This window comes from Bradyrhizobium betae (assembly GCF_050632175.1).
Taxonomy (GTDB): domain Bacteria; phylum Pseudomonadota; class Alphaproteobacteria; order Rhizobiales; family Xanthobacteraceae; genus Bradyrhizobium; species Bradyrhizobium betae_B.
This window is the reverse complement of the sequence record NZ_CP192576.1, coordinates 5,961,867-5,980,831: the sequence shown is the minus strand read 5'-3', so window position 1 is coordinate 5,980,831 and position 18,965 is coordinate 5,961,867. Positions and strand designations below refer to the sequence as shown.

At 65.5% G+C, this 18,965-nt stretch carries 16 protein-coding genes and 2 pseudogenes; 11 read left to right on the top strand and 7 right to left on the bottom strand.

The genetic code is table 11. The annotated features are described in order from the left end of the window. The first annotated feature begins 8 nt into the window (after nt 1–8). The 4 genes from rpsF (at nt 9) to rplI (ending at nt 2,530) form a co-directional block, all read left to right on the top strand. Nucleotides 9–515, top strand: a complete 507-nt coding sequence (gene rpsF, locus ACQ86E_RS28685) for a 30S ribosomal protein S6 (protein ID WP_431202841.1) — start codon at nt 9–11, stop codon at nt 513–515. 5 nt (nt 516–520) lie between these two features. Further along, entirely contained in the window at nt 521–760 is a 240-nt protein-coding gene (gene rpsR, locus ACQ86E_RS28680; RefSeq protein WP_007592020.1) for a 30S ribosomal protein S18, read from the top strand. A 128-nt stretch (nt 761–888) separates the two neighbouring features. Continuing rightward, nucleotides 889–1,866, top strand: a complete 978-nt coding sequence (locus tag ACQ86E_RS28675; RefSeq protein ID WP_431202840.1) for a hypothetical protein — start codon at nt 889–891, stop codon at nt 1,864–1,866. 61 nt (nt 1,867–1,927) lie between these two features. Beyond that, the gene (gene rplI / locus ACQ86E_RS28670; RefSeq protein WP_015686659.1) at nt 1,928–2,530 is read left to right on the top strand and encodes a 50S ribosomal protein L9; all 603 of its coding nucleotides are present in this window, start codon (nt 1,928–1,930) and stop codon (nt 2,528–2,530) included. A 38-nt stretch (nt 2,531–2,568) separates the two neighbouring features. Here rplI and ACQ86E_RS28665 read toward each other — a convergent pair whose 3' ends face one another. The 3 genes and pseudogenes from ACQ86E_RS28665 to ACQ86E_RS28655 form a co-directional block, all read right to left on the bottom strand. Then, nucleotides 2,569–3,036 (bottom strand): PaaI family thioesterase, encoded by a 468-nt coding sequence (locus ACQ86E_RS28665; RefSeq protein WP_431202839.1) that lies wholly within the window; start codon nt 3,034–3,036, stop codon nt 2,569–2,571. Nucleotides 3,037–3,047: 11 nt separating this feature from the next. After that, nucleotides 3,048–3,644 (bottom strand): TetR/AcrR family transcriptional regulator, encoded by a 597-nt coding sequence (locus tag ACQ86E_RS28660; protein WP_431202838.1) that lies wholly within the window; start codon nt 3,642–3,644, stop codon nt 3,048–3,050. A 109-nt stretch (nt 3,645–3,753) separates the two neighbouring features. Beyond that, nucleotides 3,754–4,757 (bottom strand): annotated as a pseudogene (locus tag ACQ86E_RS28655) (hypothetical protein). 1,052 nt (nt 4,758–5,809) lie between these two features. Here ACQ86E_RS28655 and ACQ86E_RS28650 point away from each other — a divergent pair. Both ACQ86E_RS28650 and alr read left to right on the top strand, forming a co-directional pair. After that, a pseudogene (locus ACQ86E_RS28650) lies at nt 5,810–7,319 on the top strand (replicative DNA helicase). A 46-nt stretch (nt 7,320–7,365) separates the two neighbouring features. Beyond that, nucleotides 7,366–8,643, top strand: a complete 1,278-nt coding sequence (gene alr, locus ACQ86E_RS28645) for an alanine racemase (RefSeq protein WP_431206584.1) — start codon at nt 7,366–7,368, stop codon at nt 8,641–8,643. 12 nt (nt 8,644–8,655) lie between these two features. Here the strand turns inward: alr and ACQ86E_RS28640 are convergent, their stop codons facing one another. Beyond that, nucleotides 8,656–8,877 carry a cysteine rich repeat-containing protein gene (locus ACQ86E_RS28640; RefSeq protein WP_431202837.1) on the bottom strand — a complete coding sequence of 74 codons (222 nt, stop codon included), beginning with the start codon at nt 8,875–8,877 and terminating at the stop codon, nt 8,656–8,658. 39 nt (nt 8,878–8,916) lie between these two features. On the opposite strand from ACQ86E_RS28640, the gene ACQ86E_RS28635 reads away from it, so the two are divergent. Next, entirely contained in the window at nt 8,917–9,687 is a 771-nt protein-coding gene (locus ACQ86E_RS28635; RefSeq protein ID WP_431202836.1) for an exodeoxyribonuclease III, read from the top strand. 31 nt (nt 9,688–9,718) lie between these two features. Here ACQ86E_RS28635 and ACQ86E_RS28630 read toward each other — a convergent pair whose 3' ends face one another. Then, nucleotides 9,719–10,024 (bottom strand): hypothetical protein, encoded by a 306-nt coding sequence (locus ACQ86E_RS28630; protein ID WP_431202835.1) that lies wholly within the window; start codon nt 10,022–10,024, stop codon nt 9,719–9,721. 893 nt (nt 10,025–10,917) lie between these two features. On the opposite strand from ACQ86E_RS28630, the gene ACQ86E_RS28625 reads away from it, so the two are divergent. Further along, nucleotides 10,918–11,643, top strand: a complete 726-nt coding sequence (locus ACQ86E_RS28625) for a sulfite exporter TauE/SafE family protein (protein WP_431202834.1) — start codon at nt 10,918–10,920, stop codon at nt 11,641–11,643. Between the two features lie 11 nt (nt 11,644–11,654). Here ACQ86E_RS28625 and ACQ86E_RS28620 read toward each other — a convergent pair whose 3' ends face one another. Both ACQ86E_RS28620 and ACQ86E_RS28615 read right to left on the bottom strand, forming a co-directional pair. Further along, nucleotides 11,655–13,724 (bottom strand): putative bifunctional diguanylate cyclase/phosphodiesterase, encoded by a 2,070-nt coding sequence (locus tag ACQ86E_RS28620; protein ID WP_431202833.1) that lies wholly within the window; start codon nt 13,722–13,724, stop codon nt 11,655–11,657. Further along, nucleotides 13,724–14,881 (bottom strand): ABC transporter substrate-binding protein, encoded by a 1,158-nt coding sequence (locus ACQ86E_RS28615; RefSeq protein ID WP_431202832.1) that lies wholly within the window; start codon nt 14,879–14,881, stop codon nt 13,724–13,726. The genes ACQ86E_RS28620 and ACQ86E_RS28615 overlap by 1 nt, the downstream gene beginning before the upstream one ends. A 202-nt stretch (nt 14,882–15,083) precedes the next feature. Between ACQ86E_RS28615 and radA the strand changes: the two genes are divergently transcribed. The 3 genes from radA to purF all read left to right on the top strand — a co-directional run bounded on the left by radA (nt 15,084) and on the right by purF (nt 18,881). Continuing rightward, the gene (gene radA, locus ACQ86E_RS28610) at nt 15,084–16,532 is read left to right on the top strand and encodes a DNA repair protein RadA (protein WP_431202831.1); all 1,449 of its coding nucleotides are present in this window, start codon (nt 15,084–15,086) and stop codon (nt 16,530–16,532) included. A 167-nt stretch (nt 16,533–16,699) separates the two neighbouring features. Then, nucleotides 16,700–17,329: a CvpA family protein gene (locus ACQ86E_RS28605; protein WP_431206583.1), complete on the top strand. Its 630-nt coding sequence runs from the start codon at nt 16,700–16,702 to the stop codon at nt 17,327–17,329. 28 nt (nt 17,330–17,357) lie between these two features. Further along, nucleotides 17,358–18,881, top strand: coding sequence for an amidophosphoribosyltransferase (gene purF, locus ACQ86E_RS28600; protein ID WP_431202830.1), 1,524 nt, complete (start codon nt 17,358–17,360; stop codon nt 18,879–18,881). Nucleotides 18,882–18,965: the final 84 nt, after the last annotated feature.

The following is an 18,965-nucleotide window of genomic DNA, read 5'->3' as shown; positions in this document are numbered from 1 at the left end:
GGACTTCCATGGCTCTCTATGAGCATGTTTTTCTCGCGCGCCAAGACGCGAGCACGCAGCAGGTCGAAGAACTGACTGCGCAGATGACCGGCATCGTCGAAGGTCTCGGCGGCAAGGTCACCAAGACCGAGAATTGGGGCGTTCGCTCCCTCACCTACCGCATGAACAAGAACCGCAAGGCGCACTTCGTGCTGCTCAACATCGACGCGCCGTCCGCGGCGATCGCCGAGATCGAGCGCCAGGAGCGCATCAGCGAAGACGTGATCCGCTATCTCAGCGTCCGCGTCGAAGAGCTCGAAGAAGGCCCGTCCGCGATGATGCGCAAGGCTGATCGCGACCGCGAGCGTGACGACCGCGGCGGCGGCTTCCGTGGCGATCGCGAAGGCGGTGGCTTCCGTGGCGACCGCGAGGGCGGTTTCCGTGGCGGTGATCGCGACGGCGGCTTCCGCGGCGATCGCGGCCCGCGCCGTCCGCGCGAAGACGCTGAAACCACCACCACGACGGACGGGGAGTAAGAACAATGGCTGAAGCTGGTGCACGCCGTCCGTTTTTCCGTCGTCGCAAGAGCTGCCCGTTCACGGGCGCCAATGCTCCGAAGATCGACTACAAGGACTCCAAGCTGCTGATGCGTTACGTCTCCGAGCGCGGCAAGATCGTGCCGAGCCGCATCACCGCGGTGTCCGCGAAGAAGCAGCGTGAGCTCGCCCGCGCCATCAAGCGCGCGCGGTTCCTGGGCCTGCTGCCCTACGTCATTCGCTAAGACGAGATCCGGCCGGCGGCGACATCGCCGCCGGCCGCACTCTTTGATCTCATAAGGCTTCCGGGTCGTCCGGTCGCCGATGGTTGGGGCAAGACGCCTCTAACCGCTCGAAGGGAGCGGGACAGCTGATGATGGCATTTGCACTGATAGCCCTGATCGCTGGCCTTGCGTCGGCCCTGATGTTCGCCTCGATCATTTCGGGCGCGCTGATCTCGCTCGTCCTGTTCTATCTCGCCCCGCTGCCGCTGATGGTCGCCGCGATCGGCTGGGGGCCGCTTTGCGCCAGCGTTGGCGGCATCGCTGCTGCGATCGGCCTCGGCGCCCTGTTCGGCCTGCCCTACTGCATTGCCTTTGCCGTCACCGTCGCGCTGCCGGCCTGGTGGCTCGGCCATCTCGTCCTGCTCAGCCGGCCGGTGGGGCCTGTCACGCCGGCCTCCGCCACCGCACCGCCGGTCGCGCCCGAACTCGAATGGTATCCGGTCGGCCGCATCCTGCTGTGGATCGCGGGCTTCGCCACGCTGACCACGATCGCCGCCCTGCTCACGCTCGGCACCGACGCCGAGACCATCACCGGCACGCTGCGGCGCGGTTTGATGCGTCTCCTCCGCGCCACCGATCCGCAGACATCAGGCGAAGCCAGCCAGTTCGTCGAAGCGATGGTGCGCATCGCCCCGGCCGCCGCCACCATTATCGCGATGATGACGCTCACGCTCAATCTCTGGCTCAGCGCCAAGATCACGGCGACGTCGGGCCGGCTACGGCGTCCCTGGCCGGACATGAAGACGGCGGAACTGCCGCCGATGACGCTGGTCGGGCTCTGCGTCGCCCTCGCCTTCTGCTTTACCGGCGGGCTGCTCGCGATCGCCGCGCAGATCACCGCGGCAGCGCTGATGATGGGCTATGCGTTCACCGGCTTTGCCGTTCTTCATACGCTGACGCTGGCACTGAAGAGCCGCACTTTCTGGCTCGGCTCGACCTACGCCATCGTCGTGGTGTTCGGATGGCCGGTGATCGCGATGGTGATCCTCGGCATGGCAGACGCCGTGTTCGGCTTCCGCGAGCGCTTCCTGCGCAGCCAGCAACCGCCGCCGCTGCCAACCGCTTGAGTTCAAGTTCGAAAATCCACACTCAACACTTCAACACTCAACACTTCAAAGGAGAACGAATATGGAAGTCATTTTGCTGGAACGCGTGAGCAAGCTCGGCCAGATGGGAGAAGTCGTGAAGGTCCGCGACGGTTATGCCCGCAATTTCCTGCTCAAGCGCGGCAAGGCGCTGCGCGCCACCGCCGACAACAAGGCCAAGTACGAAGGCATGAAGGCCGACCTCGAGGCTCGCAACCTTCAGTCCAAGGGCGAGGCGTCCAAGGTCGCCGAGAAGATCGAGGGCAAGAACATCATCGTGATCCGTCAGGCCTCGGAAGCCGGCCAGCTGTTCGGCTCGGTCAACGTGCGTGACATCGTCGTCGCGTTCGAAGCCGACGGCATCTCGCTGTCCCGCCCGCAGGTCCAGCTCGACGCACCGATCAAGACCATCGGCAAGCGCTCCATCACCGTTGCCATCCACCCCGAGGTCGAAGTCCAGATCAGCGTCACGGTTGCGCGCAGCCAGGACGAGGCCGAGCGCATCAACCGCGGCGAGGACATCTCGACCCGCAACGAGGACCGCGATGCCGCCGCCGAGGCGATCGCCGCCGCAGGCGAGTTCTTCGATCCGGAAGCCCAGCAGGACGACGAGCCGGCCCCGGCTGCGGAAGAGACCGAGAAGTAGGCCTCGCATAAACGCAAGGCTAGCGAAGCCCGGTCGCCTCAGGCGGCCGGGCTTTTCGTTGTGTCGGCAACTTCCCCGCTCAGCATCGCGATCGAGGCCAGCGCCGTTGCCGTGTGCTTCTCGACGCCATCGCTGACGCAAAACACGTCGGCGGCGACAACCGAGACCTGGCGGCCCGGCTTGATCACCCTGGCCCGGCAGATCAGCTTCTCGCCCACCGCGGGCGACAACAGATTGAGCTTGTACTCCGCCGTCAACGCCGGCTGGCCGCGAGAGGTGGCCGCTGCGATCGTCGTGGCGTTGTCGACCAGGAAGGCAGTGACGCCGCCGTGGAAGAAGCCATGCTGCTGGAGCAGCTCCGGCCGGCGATCCACCGCGATCGTGCATTTGCCGCGCGCGAGGTCCGAAAGTTCGGCGCCGACCAAATTCATGAAACCTTGCCGGCCGACGTTGGCGTGAATGCGTTCGGCTACGGCTGCGAATTCGGGATCAGCTTCGTTTCGCATGACACCTCTCTTTATCGTTTCTTGATGCGCTCGGGCGGCACCAGCGCGCGGGTGGCGCAGGCGACCAACGTGTCCGCTTCGGCTCGCGGATCGGAACGATCGCGCCCCGAGAGGAACGCGCGGCAGAAGATCTGCGCCGGGCCGATCAACTGGCTGACGAACATCGCGGGCGACATCGGCAGCAGCTCGCCGCCGGCAACCAGCGGCGCGCGCCAACGCTCGATGCCCTCGGCCAGCCGCGCATTCTGCGCGCGCTGGGCATCGCGCACGTCCTCGCCCCATTCGCTGCGCGATATCTCGAAGAGATAGCGCGCCTCACGCCGGCTCGAGGTGACCCATTCGAGATGCGCCCGGACCAGGCGATCAATGCCCTGCGCTGCATCAGGCACGGGATCGAGCGCCGCCAGTACCGCGGCGTGATAGTGCCTGAGCACCTCCAGGAACAGCGCCCCCGCGAGTTCCTTCTTCGATCCGAAGGCATGAAAGAAGCTGCCGTTGGAGGCGCGCGCCCGGGTGCGGATCGCGGCCACCGTCGCGGCTTCGAAGCCGACGCGGTCGAATACGACAAGCCCGGCCGCCAACAGGTCCTCGCGCACGCTCGCCGTCATCGACGCCTCCTAGAGTATTACTCTAGAGCGGCACTCTACTGAAGGTCAAGACGATGCGAAGGCCGCGATCGGCGGCCCTCGCATTGTCGGTCGGAGAACGTGGCTCGGCTCAGCGCGAAATCGGCGGTGCGGGTGGTCCCGACGACTCCGCCGGCGGCGGGGCTGCGGCGGTCGCGGGCGGCGCCTGCGGCTTGGCCGCCGGCTCGGGGGGGCGGCAGACGCGGCCGACTTGGGAGCAGGCTCTTCCGCCGGCTTGGGCTCGGGCTTGGGCTCGGCGGGCTTGGCCGCGGCCGGCGCGGCGGGCGTTACCTGTGGCACCGGATCGGGCCGCAGCGCGGGAGCTTCGCTGCCGCGCGGCTCGACCTTGGCGCTATCAGGCTTGGGCTCAGCGGGCTTCTCGGGCTCGACCTTCGCGGTGTCGGGCTTGGTCTCGGGCCGAGTCTCGGGCTTGGTCTCGGGCCGAGTCTCGGGCTTGGTCTCGGGCTTGGCCTCCGCCTTTGACTCGCTCTTCTTGTCCTCAGTGGCCGGCGCGGCGGCGTCGACCTTCGGTGCCTCCTCGGTCCCGGGCTTGCCGCGGCGCTTGGCCTTGCGGCCTTCGTGTGCGGCCTCCGGCTTCACGCCGTCCTTCGATCCCTCCTCGGCCGGCCGTGCGGCGCGCCTCTGGCGCGCGCTTTCGGCGGCCGGAGCTGCGCCCTCGCCTTCCGGCTTGGCGGTCTCCTGCGAGCGCTGGCGGCGACCTTGATGCTCAGGAGCCGGTGCGGGATTGGTATTGGCTTCCTTGGCGCCGTCCTTCTTGTCCTTACCGTCCTTGGCGCCATCCTTGGCCTGGTAGCGGGTGTCGGTGGCGCCGTTGGAGACGAGGTAGGAGGCCAGCACGCCGGCCATGTCGGAGCTGGTCGTGTAGTGCTGACGCAGGAAGCCCGGCAGCGACCCCGGTGCCACTGTCTTCAGCAGCCCCCTCGGGCTCTTGTGGCAGGCATTGCAGGTCTGCGCGAAGAGCTGGGATGGGGCCTTGCCGGCCTCGAGGTTCGTCGCCTGCGCAAGAACGGCGTCGGTCGCGCCGAAGCCGATCAGAAGCACTACCGTCGCGAGGCTGAGCGCTCGGCTCGACATTCCCATCATCTCCATTGAATTTACGCGAATGCAGCCGGCATCCGCGCGGCGGCGGTCACCTTTTAGCGGATTGAGCCGCGAATGGAAGCAGCCTCCCTACGCAAGGATGTGATTAAGCGGCTCTGGAATATCGACTGTGAGCACAGTGCAATAGCGCGGCGGCTCGCTCGAACCAGGCAAGCCTTGTCCGACGGCGCAGCCTCGCCGGATAGCGACCCATCGTCGCAAAGCCAAGGTGCAGCGGCCGCTCGGATGCGCGCGTTCAAGGCCGGCTCCGAGCCCACCTGAGAAGGTGAATAAAGTCCTAGTGACGGAGGGTGGACAACGGAAACGACGCCGGCAGGGCCAGGTGAGCCCGCAACGGCACAAGCGTTTCGGGGCCAATCTGCTCCCGGCGGATTTGGGGCTGCTCGGCATGCTGCATGGCAGCGATCAGCCCCGACAGCCAAAGCCGGCTGCCTGCCTCGCTTCGCCAGATCTGGTGCTGCCGTTCTGGCCGCATTGCTTGCCTCGTCTCCGTGGTGGCGGACCACTGGGGTAATCCCCTGCCCACCCACCTGTTCCGACCGTACCCCCGAAAGAATCCGGGGAGATGTGATCTGTTTCACACAAGTCTTGTCGGGCCTGGCTTAGACCGTCGCCATGAGCAAGCAGAGCCAAACCTCATTCGACGTGCAGGACGACCTCCGCACCGATTACGCCCTGATCGCCACCGGCGTCGGAGCGGCCCTGGTCGCGCTGGTCTACCTCCTGCTGGTCTGAACCCGAGCCGAGAGCTCGCAGCGTGCGGCACTTCGCGCGCTCATCGATACGTCTGCGCACCAATCCACCAGGTTCATGTCATCCGGATTTTTCCGCGGCGCGGTCGCTTCGCCTTGCGGGCCGCGCGCGAGTTCCGTGAAAATCCGTCAAGCGTGGCGCGTGCTGCGGCTGCCAATCATCCACCATTTTAATGAACGGTTGATAGCGGCCAGCTTTCACTTCCGCTTCCGCGTCAGTCGGCGCTTTATCCCGGCCCCGCATCCGCCCCAGAAAATTGCTATCGCTCGACCATGGCCCTCACTGATTCGAACGTCCTCAAACTCGCGCCCGAGCCGGGAACTCCCGCCTACCGGAGCGCGCCGCATAATATCGAGGCGGAACAGAGCCTTCTGGGCGCGATCCTGGTCAACAACGATGCCTTCTACCGCGTCTCCGACTTCCTGGAGCCGAAGCATTATTTCGAGCCGCTGCATCAGACCATCTACGAGACAGCCGGCAGCCTGATCCGGATGGGCAAGATCGCCACGCCCGTCACGCTGAAGACGTTCCTCCCCGCCGACACCGATGTCGGCGGCATGACCATCGGGCAATATCTGGCGCGGCTCGCGGCCGAAGCGACCACCATCATCAACGCCCAGGACTACGGCCGTACCGTCTATGATCTGGCGCTGCGTCGCGACCTGATCGGCATCGGCGAGGACATGGTCAATGTCGCCTACGACGCGCCGGTCGACTTCGCGCCGCGGGCGCAGATCGAGGACGCCGAGCGCCGGCTGTACGAGCTCGCTGAATCCGGCCGCTATGACGGCGGCTTCCAGAAATTCTCGCAGGCGTTGGCGGTCGCGGTCGATCTCGCCGCAAAGGCGTTCCAGCGCGACGGTAAGCTGTCGGGCATCTCGACGGGTATGCGCGACCTCGACACCAAGATGGGAGGCCTGCAGCACTCCGATCTCATCATCGTGGCCGGACGTCCCGGCATGGGCAAGACGTCGCTGGCGACGAACATCGCCTACAACGTCGCGCAAGCCTATGTTCCCGAGATCCAGGCGGATGGCACCACGAAGGCCGCCAATGGCGGCGTGATCGGCTTCTTCTCCTGCGAAATGTCGGCCGACCAGCTCGCCACGCGTATCGTGGCCGAGCGCACCGGCATTCCCTCCTCCCACATCCGCCGTGGCGGCATCACGGAAGGCGATTTCGAGAAGATCCGCCAGGTTTCGATCGAGCTGCAATCGCTGCCTTTCTATGTCGACGCGACCGGCGGTCTGTCGATCGCGCAGCTGATGGCGCGCGCGCGCCGGCTCAAGCGGCAGAAGGGCCTCGACCTCCTCGTGATCGACTACATCCAGCTGCTCTCGGGTTCGGGCAAGCGGAGCGATAATCGCGTGCAGGAAATCACGGAGATCACGACCAGCCTGAAGGCACTTGCCAAGGAGCTCAACGTTCCCGTGATTGCGCTGTCGCAGCTCTCGCGTCAGGTCGAGATCCCGCGACGACAAGCGGCCGCAGCTCTCCGACTTGCGTGAATCGGGTTCGATCGAGCAGGACGCCGACGTCGTGCTGTTCGTTTACCGCGAGGAATATTACCTCGCCATGAAGGAGCCGCGCCCGGGCACGCCTGAACACGAGAAGTGGCAGCTCGACATGAGTCTTGCGCACGGAAAGGCCGAAGTCATCATCGGCAAGCAGCGCCACGGCCCGACCGGCACCGTCGATCTGGCCTTCGAGGCCTCGGTCACGCGGTTCGGCGACCTCGCGTCTGACGCTCAATTGCCGGATCGTAGCGGCAACGACTACTGAGTTCCTTGAACCAGGCCTGCCTCTTGCGTAAAACGGCGGCATGACAATGGCGTCCGACCCGAAAATGATCCCGCAATCCGGTCTCCTCTCCACGGAGGCCAATCAGGCTGCCGCGCTTGCAGCCTATGGCGGCGTACTCACCGTCGATCTCGACGCCATCATCGCCAACTGGCGCAAGCTCGAGAAGACGGCGGTACCGGCCGAATGCTCGGCGGTGATCAAGGCCGACGCCTATGGCTGCGGCGCCGAGCAGGTCTCGCGGGCCCTGAGCAAGGCCGGCTGCAGGACCTTCTTCGTCGCCACCATCGAGGAAGCGCGCAAGGTGCGCGGGGCCGTGCCGGAAGCCGCGATCTATGTGCTCGGAGGCTATTTCCAGAACACCGGCGAGCACTACGCCAGCATCAATTGCCGGCCGGTGATCGGCGATCTCAACGAACTCGCCGAATGGGACGTGTTCTGCCGCCGCACCGGCTGGAGCGGAGGCGCCGCGATCCACATCGACACCGGCATGAACCGTCTTGGGCTGACGCTTGCCGAGGCGCAGGCGATCATTCCCCGCATCAATGCCGGCGACCACGGCATCACGCTGGTCATGAGCCATCTGGTTTCGGCCGAACAGCTCAACAACCCCGTCAACGCAAAGCAGCTCGCGGCTTTCCGCGGCATCGCCAGCGAATTCTCCGGCGTGCCGGCAGCGCTTGCCAATTCGTCAGGCATCTTCCTCGGCGCCCCGTTCCAGTTCGACCTGGTGCGGCCGGGCGCGGCGCTCTATGGCGTCAATCCGACGCCGGAGGCTGACAACCCGATGCTGCCGGTCGTGGACCTCAAGGCGCGCATCGTACAGATCCGCAACGTCGAGCGCGGCGAGACCGTCGGCTATGGCGGAACCTGGACGGCACGCAGGCCAACGAAGCTCGCGATCATCGCGGTCGGCTATGCCGATGGCTATTTCCGCGCCGCCAGTTCCAATGACGGCACCCGCGGCGCCGAGGTGATCGTCGCGGGCAAGCGCTGCCCGGTCGCGGGCCGCGTGTCCATGGATCTGATCGCGATCGACATCAGCGACCTGCCGCCAAATGCGGCGCGGCGCGGCCATTTGGTGACGCTGATCGGCGAAGGCATCACCGTCGACGAACTCGCGCATCATTTCGGCACCATCGGCTACGAGGTGCTGACCAGCCTCGGCCACCGCTATGCCCGCATCTACAAGGGCGGCAACGTGGTGGAACCGCTGGTCAAGCCGGTGCAAGCACCGGCGGCCGAGCAGCCGCCCGCACCGCTGCCGATCGAGCAGCCGGCGAGCCCGCCGCCGCTGCCGAACTGAGCCGCCAGCCGCTTACTTTTTCTTCCGGCCGTCCAATGCCGTCTTGCAGGACGCGCTGAGCTGATCGCGCTTGGCCTCGAGGCAGGCGATGATCTTGCCGCCGCCCGGTGCGATGCCGGCGCAGAATTTGTCATAGTCCGCCTTGCACGCACCGCGCGGATCGGACGATTGTGCCGAAGCCGCTCCGGAGATCGCGACAACGACGACGAAAGCAGCAAAGTTCAACTTGGACATTGTGTCTCCGGTGAAGGAAGGCAGAAGCGCCAGCTCTACATGAAGATTGCGACATTCAACATCAACAACATCAATCGCCGCCTGCCCAATCTGTTGGCATGGATGCGCGCGGCGAAGCCCGATGTCGTCGCACTTCAGGAACTGAAGGCAAGTGATGGCGATTTTCCGGCGGCCGCGCTCGAAAAGGCCGGCTATGGCGCAGTGTGGTGTGGACAGAAGACCTGGAACGGCGTCGCCATCCTCGCCCGCAACGCCAAGCCCATTCTCACCCGCGATCGCTTGCCGGGAAAACCAGGTGACCTCGAAGCCCGCTACATCGAGGCCGCTGTGCGTGGAATCATCGTCACCAGCATTTATCTGCCGAACGGCAATCCGCAGCCGGGGCCGAAATTCGACTACAAGCTCGACTGGTTTGCGCGGCTCAAGCGCCACGCCAAAACTTTCATCAAGCAGGATCTGCCCGTCGTGCTCGCCGGCGACTACAACGTCGCGCCGACCGGGATCGACATCTATCCGACGCGCTCATGGGACAAGGATGCCTTGATCCAGCCGAAGAGCCGCACGGCGTTTACATCACTGGTCGAACAAGGCTGGTGCGATGCGATCCGCGAGTTGCATCCGGAGCAACGCATCTACACGTTCTGGGACTACAAGCGGAACCGCTGGCCGCGGGATGCGGGCCTGCGGCTCGACCATCTCCTGCTCAGCCCCGCCCTTGCCTCACGGCTGGCGAAGGCCGGCGTCGACAAGAAAGTCCGCGGCCAGGATGGCGCGAGCGATCACGCCCCGGTCTGGGTGATGTTGAAATGAGGACGGTGCCGACGCCTCAGCAGCCAACCGGTTACGAAGCCTCTTCGGCGGACAGCCGCTTGGCATTCGCTGCCACCTGCTCGCGGTAGCGCTGGACGATCGTTCCCGCGGTCGCGCCTGCAAGCAGGCTCATGGCCGCCTCGAAGCCCGCGGCGATCTTCTCGCGTACCATCAACACGGCCTCCTGCCCGGCCGCCTCGTCGCCACGGCTGAGCTTCTCGCAACGCAGCCGCACCACCTCGCTTGCCTCGAACGCGAGCATCGCCCCGGCGTACCAGGGAAAGCCGTTGTCGGCTCCCGCCCAGCACCGCATGGCGGTCGAGCGCGGAGAAGGCATGATGGTCGGGCATCGCGAACCTCAAATTGTCTCGGCGAATACCCCTATCCGTATCCTTCAAATTTGAAGGATACGGCCGTGGAACCGGTCCAATTCGGCATGCCCGCTGCATCGGCAGTTAACCACGGCCAGCGAGCGATGCGATCGTCAGGACGCCTGCGCAGAGAGTCCAGCCTGACGTCGCGCGGCGCTTTGCACCGACGCGATCGCCGATCGGGACACAAGACCTTGCGCGGCCGCCGGGCGAAACACCCAAGCCACGGGTCAATGCACCCACGTCAAAATATTCGTCTTTACAGAATTTCGGAAACGGCGGATATTACGCGCACTCCGGCCCAAGGAAGAGGGCGTATCGCGATCGTCACGAACGCGGGTCGGGCGGCGGTGGACGTGAATGACATCGGCGCGATTGGCTTTGCAGGGCGGGAAACCGTGAGCGAGGTGCGTCGCGCGCACGATCGGTGTGATCTGCGTACGGCAAAATCGTGTGGTCCTGGCGCCCGCAGGCTGGCGTCAAGTGTTGCGGTGATGGGCGTTGTCCAACCGGACATGTGCATCGGCAACCGCAAGGCGACGGGGGCAATAGTGCATCGCTCCCCGGGGAGAGTACGACATAAGCCGTCAAGCCACTGCGCAGGGAAGGCCGGATGTCTGGCTACACCTGTATGCCGCTGTGCAGCTTTTTAAAAGCACACGCTTCGCACAGTGGACCGTGGGTGCCAGCCGGCACCCGGCCTTCCCTGCCCCCTCTTTCAATCGAGGGGAAGCGGTCAAGCAAGGCTCGGGCAGACATGCCGCGAGGCTGATCTGCCATGTCCGGCGTCGAACGTCGGTCTCGTGCCGCCATTCACGCATGTCCACTGCTAGAATGCGCCGATTCTCCGGAGAGCGCCTTGGCATTTCTCTTCGTCCTCATCGTCGGCCTCATCGCCGGCACCGTCTCAGGCATCGTCGGCACGGGATCGTCGATCATGCTGATGCCGGTGCTGGTCTATGCCTATGGGCCAAAGGAAGCCGTGCCGATCATGGCGGTGGCCTCCGTGATGGCGAATTTTTCGCGCATCCTGGCGTGGTGGCGCGAGGTCGACTGGCGGGCCTGCGCGGCCTATTCGGTCACGGGGATTCCGGCGGCTGCGCTCGGTGCACGCACGCTGCTCGCCCTGCCCTCGCATGCCGTGGACCTTGCCATCGGCATCTTCCTGATCGCAATGGTGCCGGCGCGGCACTGGCTGGCGCGGCACGATCTCAAGGCCAATCTCTGGCATCTGGCGATCGGCGGCGCGGTGATCGGCTATCTCACCGGCATCGTGGTCTCGACCGGTCCGCTCAGCGTGCCGCTGTTTTTGTTCTACGGCCTGTCCAAAGGCGCCTTCCTTGCCACCGAAGCGGCCTCTTCGCTCGGGCTCTATTTCGCGAAATCCGTGACCTTCGAACGCTTCGGCGCGCTGACGCAGGACGTCTTCGTCAAGGGCCTGATCGCGGGCGCCTCGCTGATGTCGGGTGCCTTCATCGCCAAGCGCTTCGTGATGCATCTGAAACCGGAGATGTTTCGCATCGTCATGGACGCGATCATGATCGCGGCCGGGCTCTCCATGCTCTGGAACGCGGCGCAGTCGTAGCCGCACCGCGCTCAGGCGGCGAATTCCGGCGCGATCGACGGACTGTCGACGAGGACGCGGCTCTCCTGGACCTCCTGTGCCTCCAGCCAGCGCAGCACGGCCTCCAGTGGTTGCGGGCGCTGATAGAGAAAGCCCTGCCCGAGCGTCACCCCCATCTCGCGCATTGCCTGCGCCTGCTCGGCACGCTCGATGCCTTCGGCGACCAGGGTGAGCCCGAGAGTGCCGGCAAGCGATGCAATGACGCCGACGATCGCCTTGTCTTCCGCGCTGTCAGGAATCTCCCTGATGAAGGCCTTGTCGATCTTGACCTTGTCGAGCGGAAAGCGCCTGAGATGTGCGAGAGAGCTGTAGCCCGTGCCGAAATCGTCGAGTGCGATCGTAGCGCCCAGGCGTTGCAGGCGATGCAGCGTCTCGGAGGCGCTGGCGATGTTGTTGATCAGCGAACCCTCGGTTATCTCCAGCTCCAGCATCGATGCCGCGACGCCGAAGCGCAGGCAGGTCTCGCACAGCTCGGCGGCGAGCGAATGGTCGGCAAGCTCGGACGGCGGCAGATTGATCGCGATCCGGATCTGCGGCTTGCCCGCACCGGCAAGGCGCTGCAGCGCGCGGCACGCGTCGGTCAGCACATAGCGCGTCAGCCGCGCATTGTTGCCGCTGCGCTCGATCAGCGGCAGGAATTCGCCGGGGCTGATCACGCCATGCTCGGGATGACGCCAGCGGATCAGCGCCTCGAGGCCGACGACAGCCTGGGTCTCGAGGTCCACGAGACCCTGATACCAGACCTCGAACTGCCCCTCGGCGAAGCCTGCGGGAATAGCGAGCTCCAGATCCCTGCGGCGGCGATAGTCGCGCTGGAGCGCTTCGTCCAGCACGGCGACGGTGCCGGGCGCCTTGCTCTTGGCATGGTAGAGCGCGATGTCCGCGAGCGCCGGCAGATGCGACAAGTCAGGGTCGCCGGCGCGGCGCACGGCAAGGCCGATGCTGGCGCGCGGGACGACCTGCTTGTCGTGCAGCCGGATCGGATCGGAGATCGCATCCAGCAGCCGGCGCGCGAAGGCCTGCGCGGTCGCGGGGTTGCCGACCTCGGGGCGGATCACGACGAACTCGTCGCCGCCGAGCCGCGCGACCCAATCTTGCGGCTCGACCGCCTCGCGAAGACGCTCGGAAATATGCACCAGGAACTTGTCGCCGGCGTCATGGCCGAAGGTGTCGTTGATGCCCTTGAAGTCGTCGAGGTCGATGAAGCAGAACGCGATCAGGGAGTCCGGCGAGCCCGCATTCTTGCTCAAGGTCACGAGGTGCTCGGACAACGAGCGGCGATTGGGCAGACCCGTCAGCGGATCATGCGCGGCCATGTGGCCCAGCCTGTCGAGTGCACCCGACGTCGTGTGCTGCATGGCGTTGAAGGCGCGCGCCAGCTGGCCGAATTCGTTCGACGATTTGATGTCCGCTGGATAGGCCCGCCCGTCCTGCTTGCTGCGCTGGATCGCGGACATGATGGCGGCGAGCGGCTTGCCGATGAAGATGTTGGCCGATATCCGCATCGCGACCACGGTCGCGAATGTCGCGACCAGGCCGACGACCAGAAGCAGCAGCAGGCGGCTGCCGGTGTCGGCGTAGACCGTCGCGTAGGAATAGGCGATCACGATGCGGCCGGCCTCGACGGCGATGTTGCCGTTGCGGTAGTCGATCGGACGGGACACCTCCGAGACCGCCTGATCCGCGGGACGCGCGACCACGCGCGCGATCGCAACGCCGGTGTCGTCGTAAACGGCGGCGGCGGCGATGGTTTCGTCGTGCATGATCTCGTTCAGCACGCGCGTGACCTGGTCGTAACGCATCTTCCAGAGCGGCTCGGCGATCAGCTCGGCGCGGCTCTCGGCGACGCGGGCAATGCGCGCATCGAGCTGCTTGATCTGCGACCAGAAGCTCGACACCTCGACGCCGGCGGAGGCCAGCAGTTGCACCATCACCAGCACCGGCACCGTGGCCCAGATCATCGCCCGGACCACCGAGCGCGAGCGTAAAGGCGCCGCCTGCCCGTTGCGATCCCGATCGGTCATGTCGTTGTCGTTTGGCATCAGTCGGCGATACCTTCCCGGGGCACCAGCGACGAGATCAGCGCATCGATGGAGAAGTCATACTGGCCGCAGCGACCCGCCTTCGCCCTGAACCGGGTAAAATCGATCCGCTCGAAGGCACGCGTCTTGATGAGGTCGCCGACCGAGCCGAGATTCGCGCGCGTGATTGCTGAGGTCTTGACCTCGACATGGGGCGAAACCGCCGCGAAATCACAGCCGTCGGCATAGTCGCGCAACAGCACGACCGACCAGCCGCCGAGCAGGAAGTGGCCGCCATCTGTCAGAAGCAGACGGCCCGCCCTGATCTCGCGTAGCGCGTCCTCCGACCAGTTGAGGCCGACCACCTCGATGTTCTGGCCCGGCCTGAGACCGGCCGCGGCGACCGCGCGAAGCGCGCCGAGCGCCATCGGATCGTTGCCGGCCCATATGCCGGCGGGCCGGATCGCCTTGCGCAAGGCCCAGCCCAGATAATTCGCCGTGACCTGCTCGGCCTCGGACTGCGTCCAGTTGGCGAACAGCATGCGGTCCACCACCACGTCGGGCGCGGCGTCCGCGGCAAGCTTGAGTCCGGCATTGCGCGCGATGGAGGCCGGCGTGATCTCGTCGCCGCCGATACCGAGAATGTGAATCTTGCCGTCCGGGCTCTGCCATTTTTCGGCACGCGCCGTGCCGATCAGCGCATTGGCCATCCGCGCGCCGGCGGTCTGAAGATCGGTCGTGATATCGCCGAGCCAGGTCTTGAGCCTTTGGCGCGGCGGTCCGAGGCGAACCCCATCCTCGCCGATCAGCGTGTTCGACAGCAGCAGCGTCTTGACTCCGGCAGCTTCGGCCGCTTCGAGGACCGGAACGGCAGCGGATTCCTCGTTCGAGAGAATGAGAAAGTCGGGCTTGTCGGGACGTGCCACCACGCCGAGCCCGAGTTCCTGCATGGTGCGGTAATTGCGCTCGCTGGTCAGCACCTCGACACGCGCATTGAGCTTGCGGGCGGCGGCCTGCATGGTCTGCGTGACCATGTCCCAATAGACCTCGCCGGTCTTGCCGGGGTTCACGAAGACAATGTTGAGGGGCTTGCCGTCGGCCGCAACAGCGCCGCCAGGCGGCACGAGAATGCCGCAGGCCATGCTCATCACGAGCACTATGCGCAATAACACCGTCATTCGTTTCGCCACCCCGTCTTGGTTCCGAAACTGGACCCGCGTCCGCTAAAATTTCGCAAAGTCCGGCAAAGCGCGGCGGTCTACGGCTAACAAAGGGTGTATCGGTTGCGGTGAATTGCGCTAATTGGGACATCGGCGAGCGTCCTCGCGGCCGCCCTTCCGTGCTATCAGCGGATCTCAACCCCTCCGACTCGACCGTCCCATGGCAAAATCCACGCTCTCCTTCGTCTGCCAGAATTGCGGCGCGGCCTATAACCGCTGGCAGGGCAAGTGCGAGTCCTGCGGCGAGTGGAATACGCTTGCCGAGGAGGACACGACCGGCAGCGTGCCGGTCTCGATCCGCTCCAAGCGCAAGGGCCGGACGTTTGCACTGGAAAGCCTGTCGGGAAAGACCCAGGACGCGCCGCGCCTGTCCTCGGGGATGACCGAACTCGACCGCGTCACCGGCGGGGGCTTCGTCCGCGGCTCGGTGCTGCTGGTCGGCGGCGATCCCGGCATCGGCAAGTCGACGCTGCTGACGCAGGCGACGAGCCTGATGGCGCGCGCCGGCCACCGCATCGTCTACATCTCCGGCGAAGAAGCCATTGCCCAGGTGCGGCTGCGCGCCGAGCGACTCGGCCTGTCGGATGCACCGGTGCAGCTCGCAGCCGAGACCTCGGTCGAGGATATCGTCTCGACGCTCTCTGAAGGCGCGGTACCGCGCCTGATCGTGATCGACTCGATCCAGACCATGTGGACCGACACGGTGGAATCCGCGCCCGGCACCGTCACGCAGGTGCGCGCCTCGACGCAGGCGCTGATACGGTTTGCCAAGAAGACCGGCGCCGCCATCATCCTGGTTGGCCACGTCACCAAGGATGGCCAGATCGCCGGCCCCCGCGTCGTCGAGCACATGGTCGACGCGGTCATGTCGTTCGAGGGCGAAGGCTCGCAGCAATTCCGGATCCTGCGCGCCGTGAAGAACCGTTTCGGGCCCACCGACGAGATTGGTGTGTTCGAGATGACCGGCCTTGGCCTGCGGGAGGTCACCAATCCCTCCGAGCTGTTCCTCTCCGAGCGCGACCTCGGCACGCCCGGCACCGCAGTCTTTGCGGGCATCGAGGGCACACGGCCCGTTCTGGTCGAATTGCAGGCGCTTGTCGCGCCGACCTCGCTGGGTACACCGCGCCGTGCAGTGGTCGGCTGGGATCAGAGCCGGCTCTCGATGGTGCTGGCGGTTCTGGAGGCCCATTGCGGGGTCAAGCTGTCCGGCCACGACGTCTATCTCAATGTCGCGGGCGGCTTGCGTATCCACGAGCCGGCGGCCGATATGGCCGCTGCGGCCGCGCTGGTTTCCTCGCTGGTTAATGCGCAGTTGCCCACCGACGCGGTCTATTTCGGCGAAATTTCGCTCTCTGGCGTTATCCGCCCGGTGGCCCAGACTCCAGCGCGGCTCAAGGAAGCAGCAAAACTCGGCTTCAAGCGCGCCGTGCTCCCCGAATCGGCCCGGGGCGGCGACGCGGGTGGCGACGCCGGACTGTCCCTGAACGCGGTCAACAGCCTCACAACCCTGGTCGCCGAAATCGCCGCCAAGGGCTCCCGCCGTGGCGAACAGAGCGCCCCGGCAGAGAAAAATGCCACACCGGCAAGATTCCGCCGTGGAGAGGGTTAGGTGGAGGTGACGTACCCCGCCTCCGCCGCTATACAGCCGTCACAAAAGCAGCATGGGATTGCGTGGTTACGGCCTTGCCGGAAACGCCGTCTGGCCCTCACTTTGGGCGGCGGCAAAACACCGATCTCGCTGAGCACCTTCGACGTACGAGCGGACCAGACCAGACGATGCCAGTAACCATCCTCGACCTGATCCTGCTCGGTGTGATGCTGATCTCGGGCCTGCTCGCGATGGTCCGCGGCTTCATGCGCGAAATCCTGTCGATCGCGGCCTGGGGTGCGGCGGCGATCGTGACGCTGTATTCGTTCTCGAAGCTGCTGCCGACCGCCAAGACCTATTTCAACAACGATACGGTCGCCAGCGTGGTCGTGGTCGCCGGCGTGTTCATCGGTACCCTGGTCGTGGTTTCCGTGATCACTGTCCGGATCTCCGACATGATCCTGGATTCGCGCATCGGCGCGCTGGACCGCACCCTCGGCTTCCTGTTTGGCCTCGCTCGCGGGCTTTTGATCGTCGTGGTCGCCTTCCTGTTCTTCACCTGGCTGGTGCCGGACAAGCAGCGCCCGGACTGGGTCACGGGAGCAAAATCCCGCGTGGTGCTGCAGGGAACCGGCGATTGGCTGATGGCCCTCTTGCCGGATGACCCCGAGAACACCATCTTGAAGAGATTCAAGAAAAACAAACCAGATGATGATCAAGCTGATTCCGAACAGCAGCCTTCGGCTACTGGCGACGGATACAGCAAACCGGCTCGTGACAGCCTTAAAAAGCTGATCGAGAAACCTGCGGCGCGCTGATTAGGCCCTAGAGAGAGGTTCGGACGAGATGCGATACCCTGACCAGGACGCCCAGCTTGATCTCGCCTTGAACCGGCCCTCTGGCCCAGCCGCGATCGAGCTACAGGACGATCTGGAGGGGGATACGCTGCGCGAGGAATGCGGCGTCTTCGGCATCTACGGCCATCCGGACGCGGCCGCCATCACCGCACTCGGTCTCCACGCGCTTCAGCACCGCGGTCAGGAAGCGGCCGGCATCGTCTCCTATGACGGCTCCCGTTTTCATTCTGAACGCCGTCTCGGCCTCGTCGGCGACACCTTTTCCCGCCGCGAAGTGATCGACCGCCTGCCCGGCACCATGGCCGTCGGTCATGTCCGCTACTCCACCACCGGCGCCACCATCCTCCGCAACGTGCAGCCGCTGTTCGCCGAGCTCAATGCCGGCGGCTTGGCCGTTGCCCACAACGGCAACCTCACCAACGGCCTGACGCTGCGCCGCGAGCTCGTGAAGAGCGGCGCGATGATGCAGTCGACCACCGACACCGAGGTGATCCTGCACCTGGTCGCGCGCTCCAGGCGCAGCCGCTTCATCGAGCGCTACATCGACGCGCTGCGCGAGATCGAAGGCGCCTATGCGCTGGTCTCGCTGACCAACAAGAAGCTGGTCGGCGCACGCGATCCGCGCGGCATCCGTCCGCTGGTGCTCGGCGACCTCGACGGCTGCCCGATCCTGACCTCCGAGACCTGCGCGCTCGACATCATCGGCGCGCGCTTCGTCCGTGACATCGAGCCCGGCGAAGTCATCGTGTTCGACGAGAACGGCCAGGACATCCACAAGCCGTTCCCGCCGATGGCGCCGCGTCCCTGCATCTTCGAATATATCTACTTCTCCCGTCCTGATTCCATCGTGCACGGCCGCTCGGTCTACGAGGTGCGCAAGGCTTTTGGCGCGCAGCTTGCGCGTGAGAGCCATGTCGAGGTCGACGTCGTCGTTCCGGTGCCGGATTCCGGCGTGCCCGCCGCGGTCGGCTACAGCCAGCATTCCGGCGTGCCGTTCGAACTCGGCATCATCCGCAACCACTATGTCGGCCGCACCTTCATCCAGCCGACGCAGGCGATCCGCGAATCCGGCGTGCGCATGAAGCATTCGGCGAACCGCGCCGCGATCGAAGGCAAGCGCATCATCCTGATCGACGACTCGCTGGTGCGCGGCACCACCTCGAAGAAGATCGTGCGCATGATGCGCGATGCCGGCGCCAAGGAAGTGCACTTCCGCCTGGCCTCGCCGCCGATCCTCTATCCCGACTATTACGGCATCGACCTGCCCGATCGCGGCGGCCTTCTGGCAGCGACACACTCGCTGGAGGAGATGCGCGAGATCATCGGCGCCGACTCTCTGGCGTTCCTGTCGATCGACGGCATGTACCGCGCCATGGGCGAGCCCGGCCGCGATCCCGCAAATCCGAGATTCTCGGACCACTGCTTCACCGGCGCCTATCCGACCCACCTCACCGACCAGACCCAGACCGAGCAGCAGCCGCGACAGCTGTCGCTGCTGGCGGAGGCGAGCTGACGGAGAGACTCCCGCAGCCCCGCAGTCCCCTTTTCGTCATGGCCGGGCTTGTCCCGGCCATCCCCGTCTGTAATACCCCGCTCA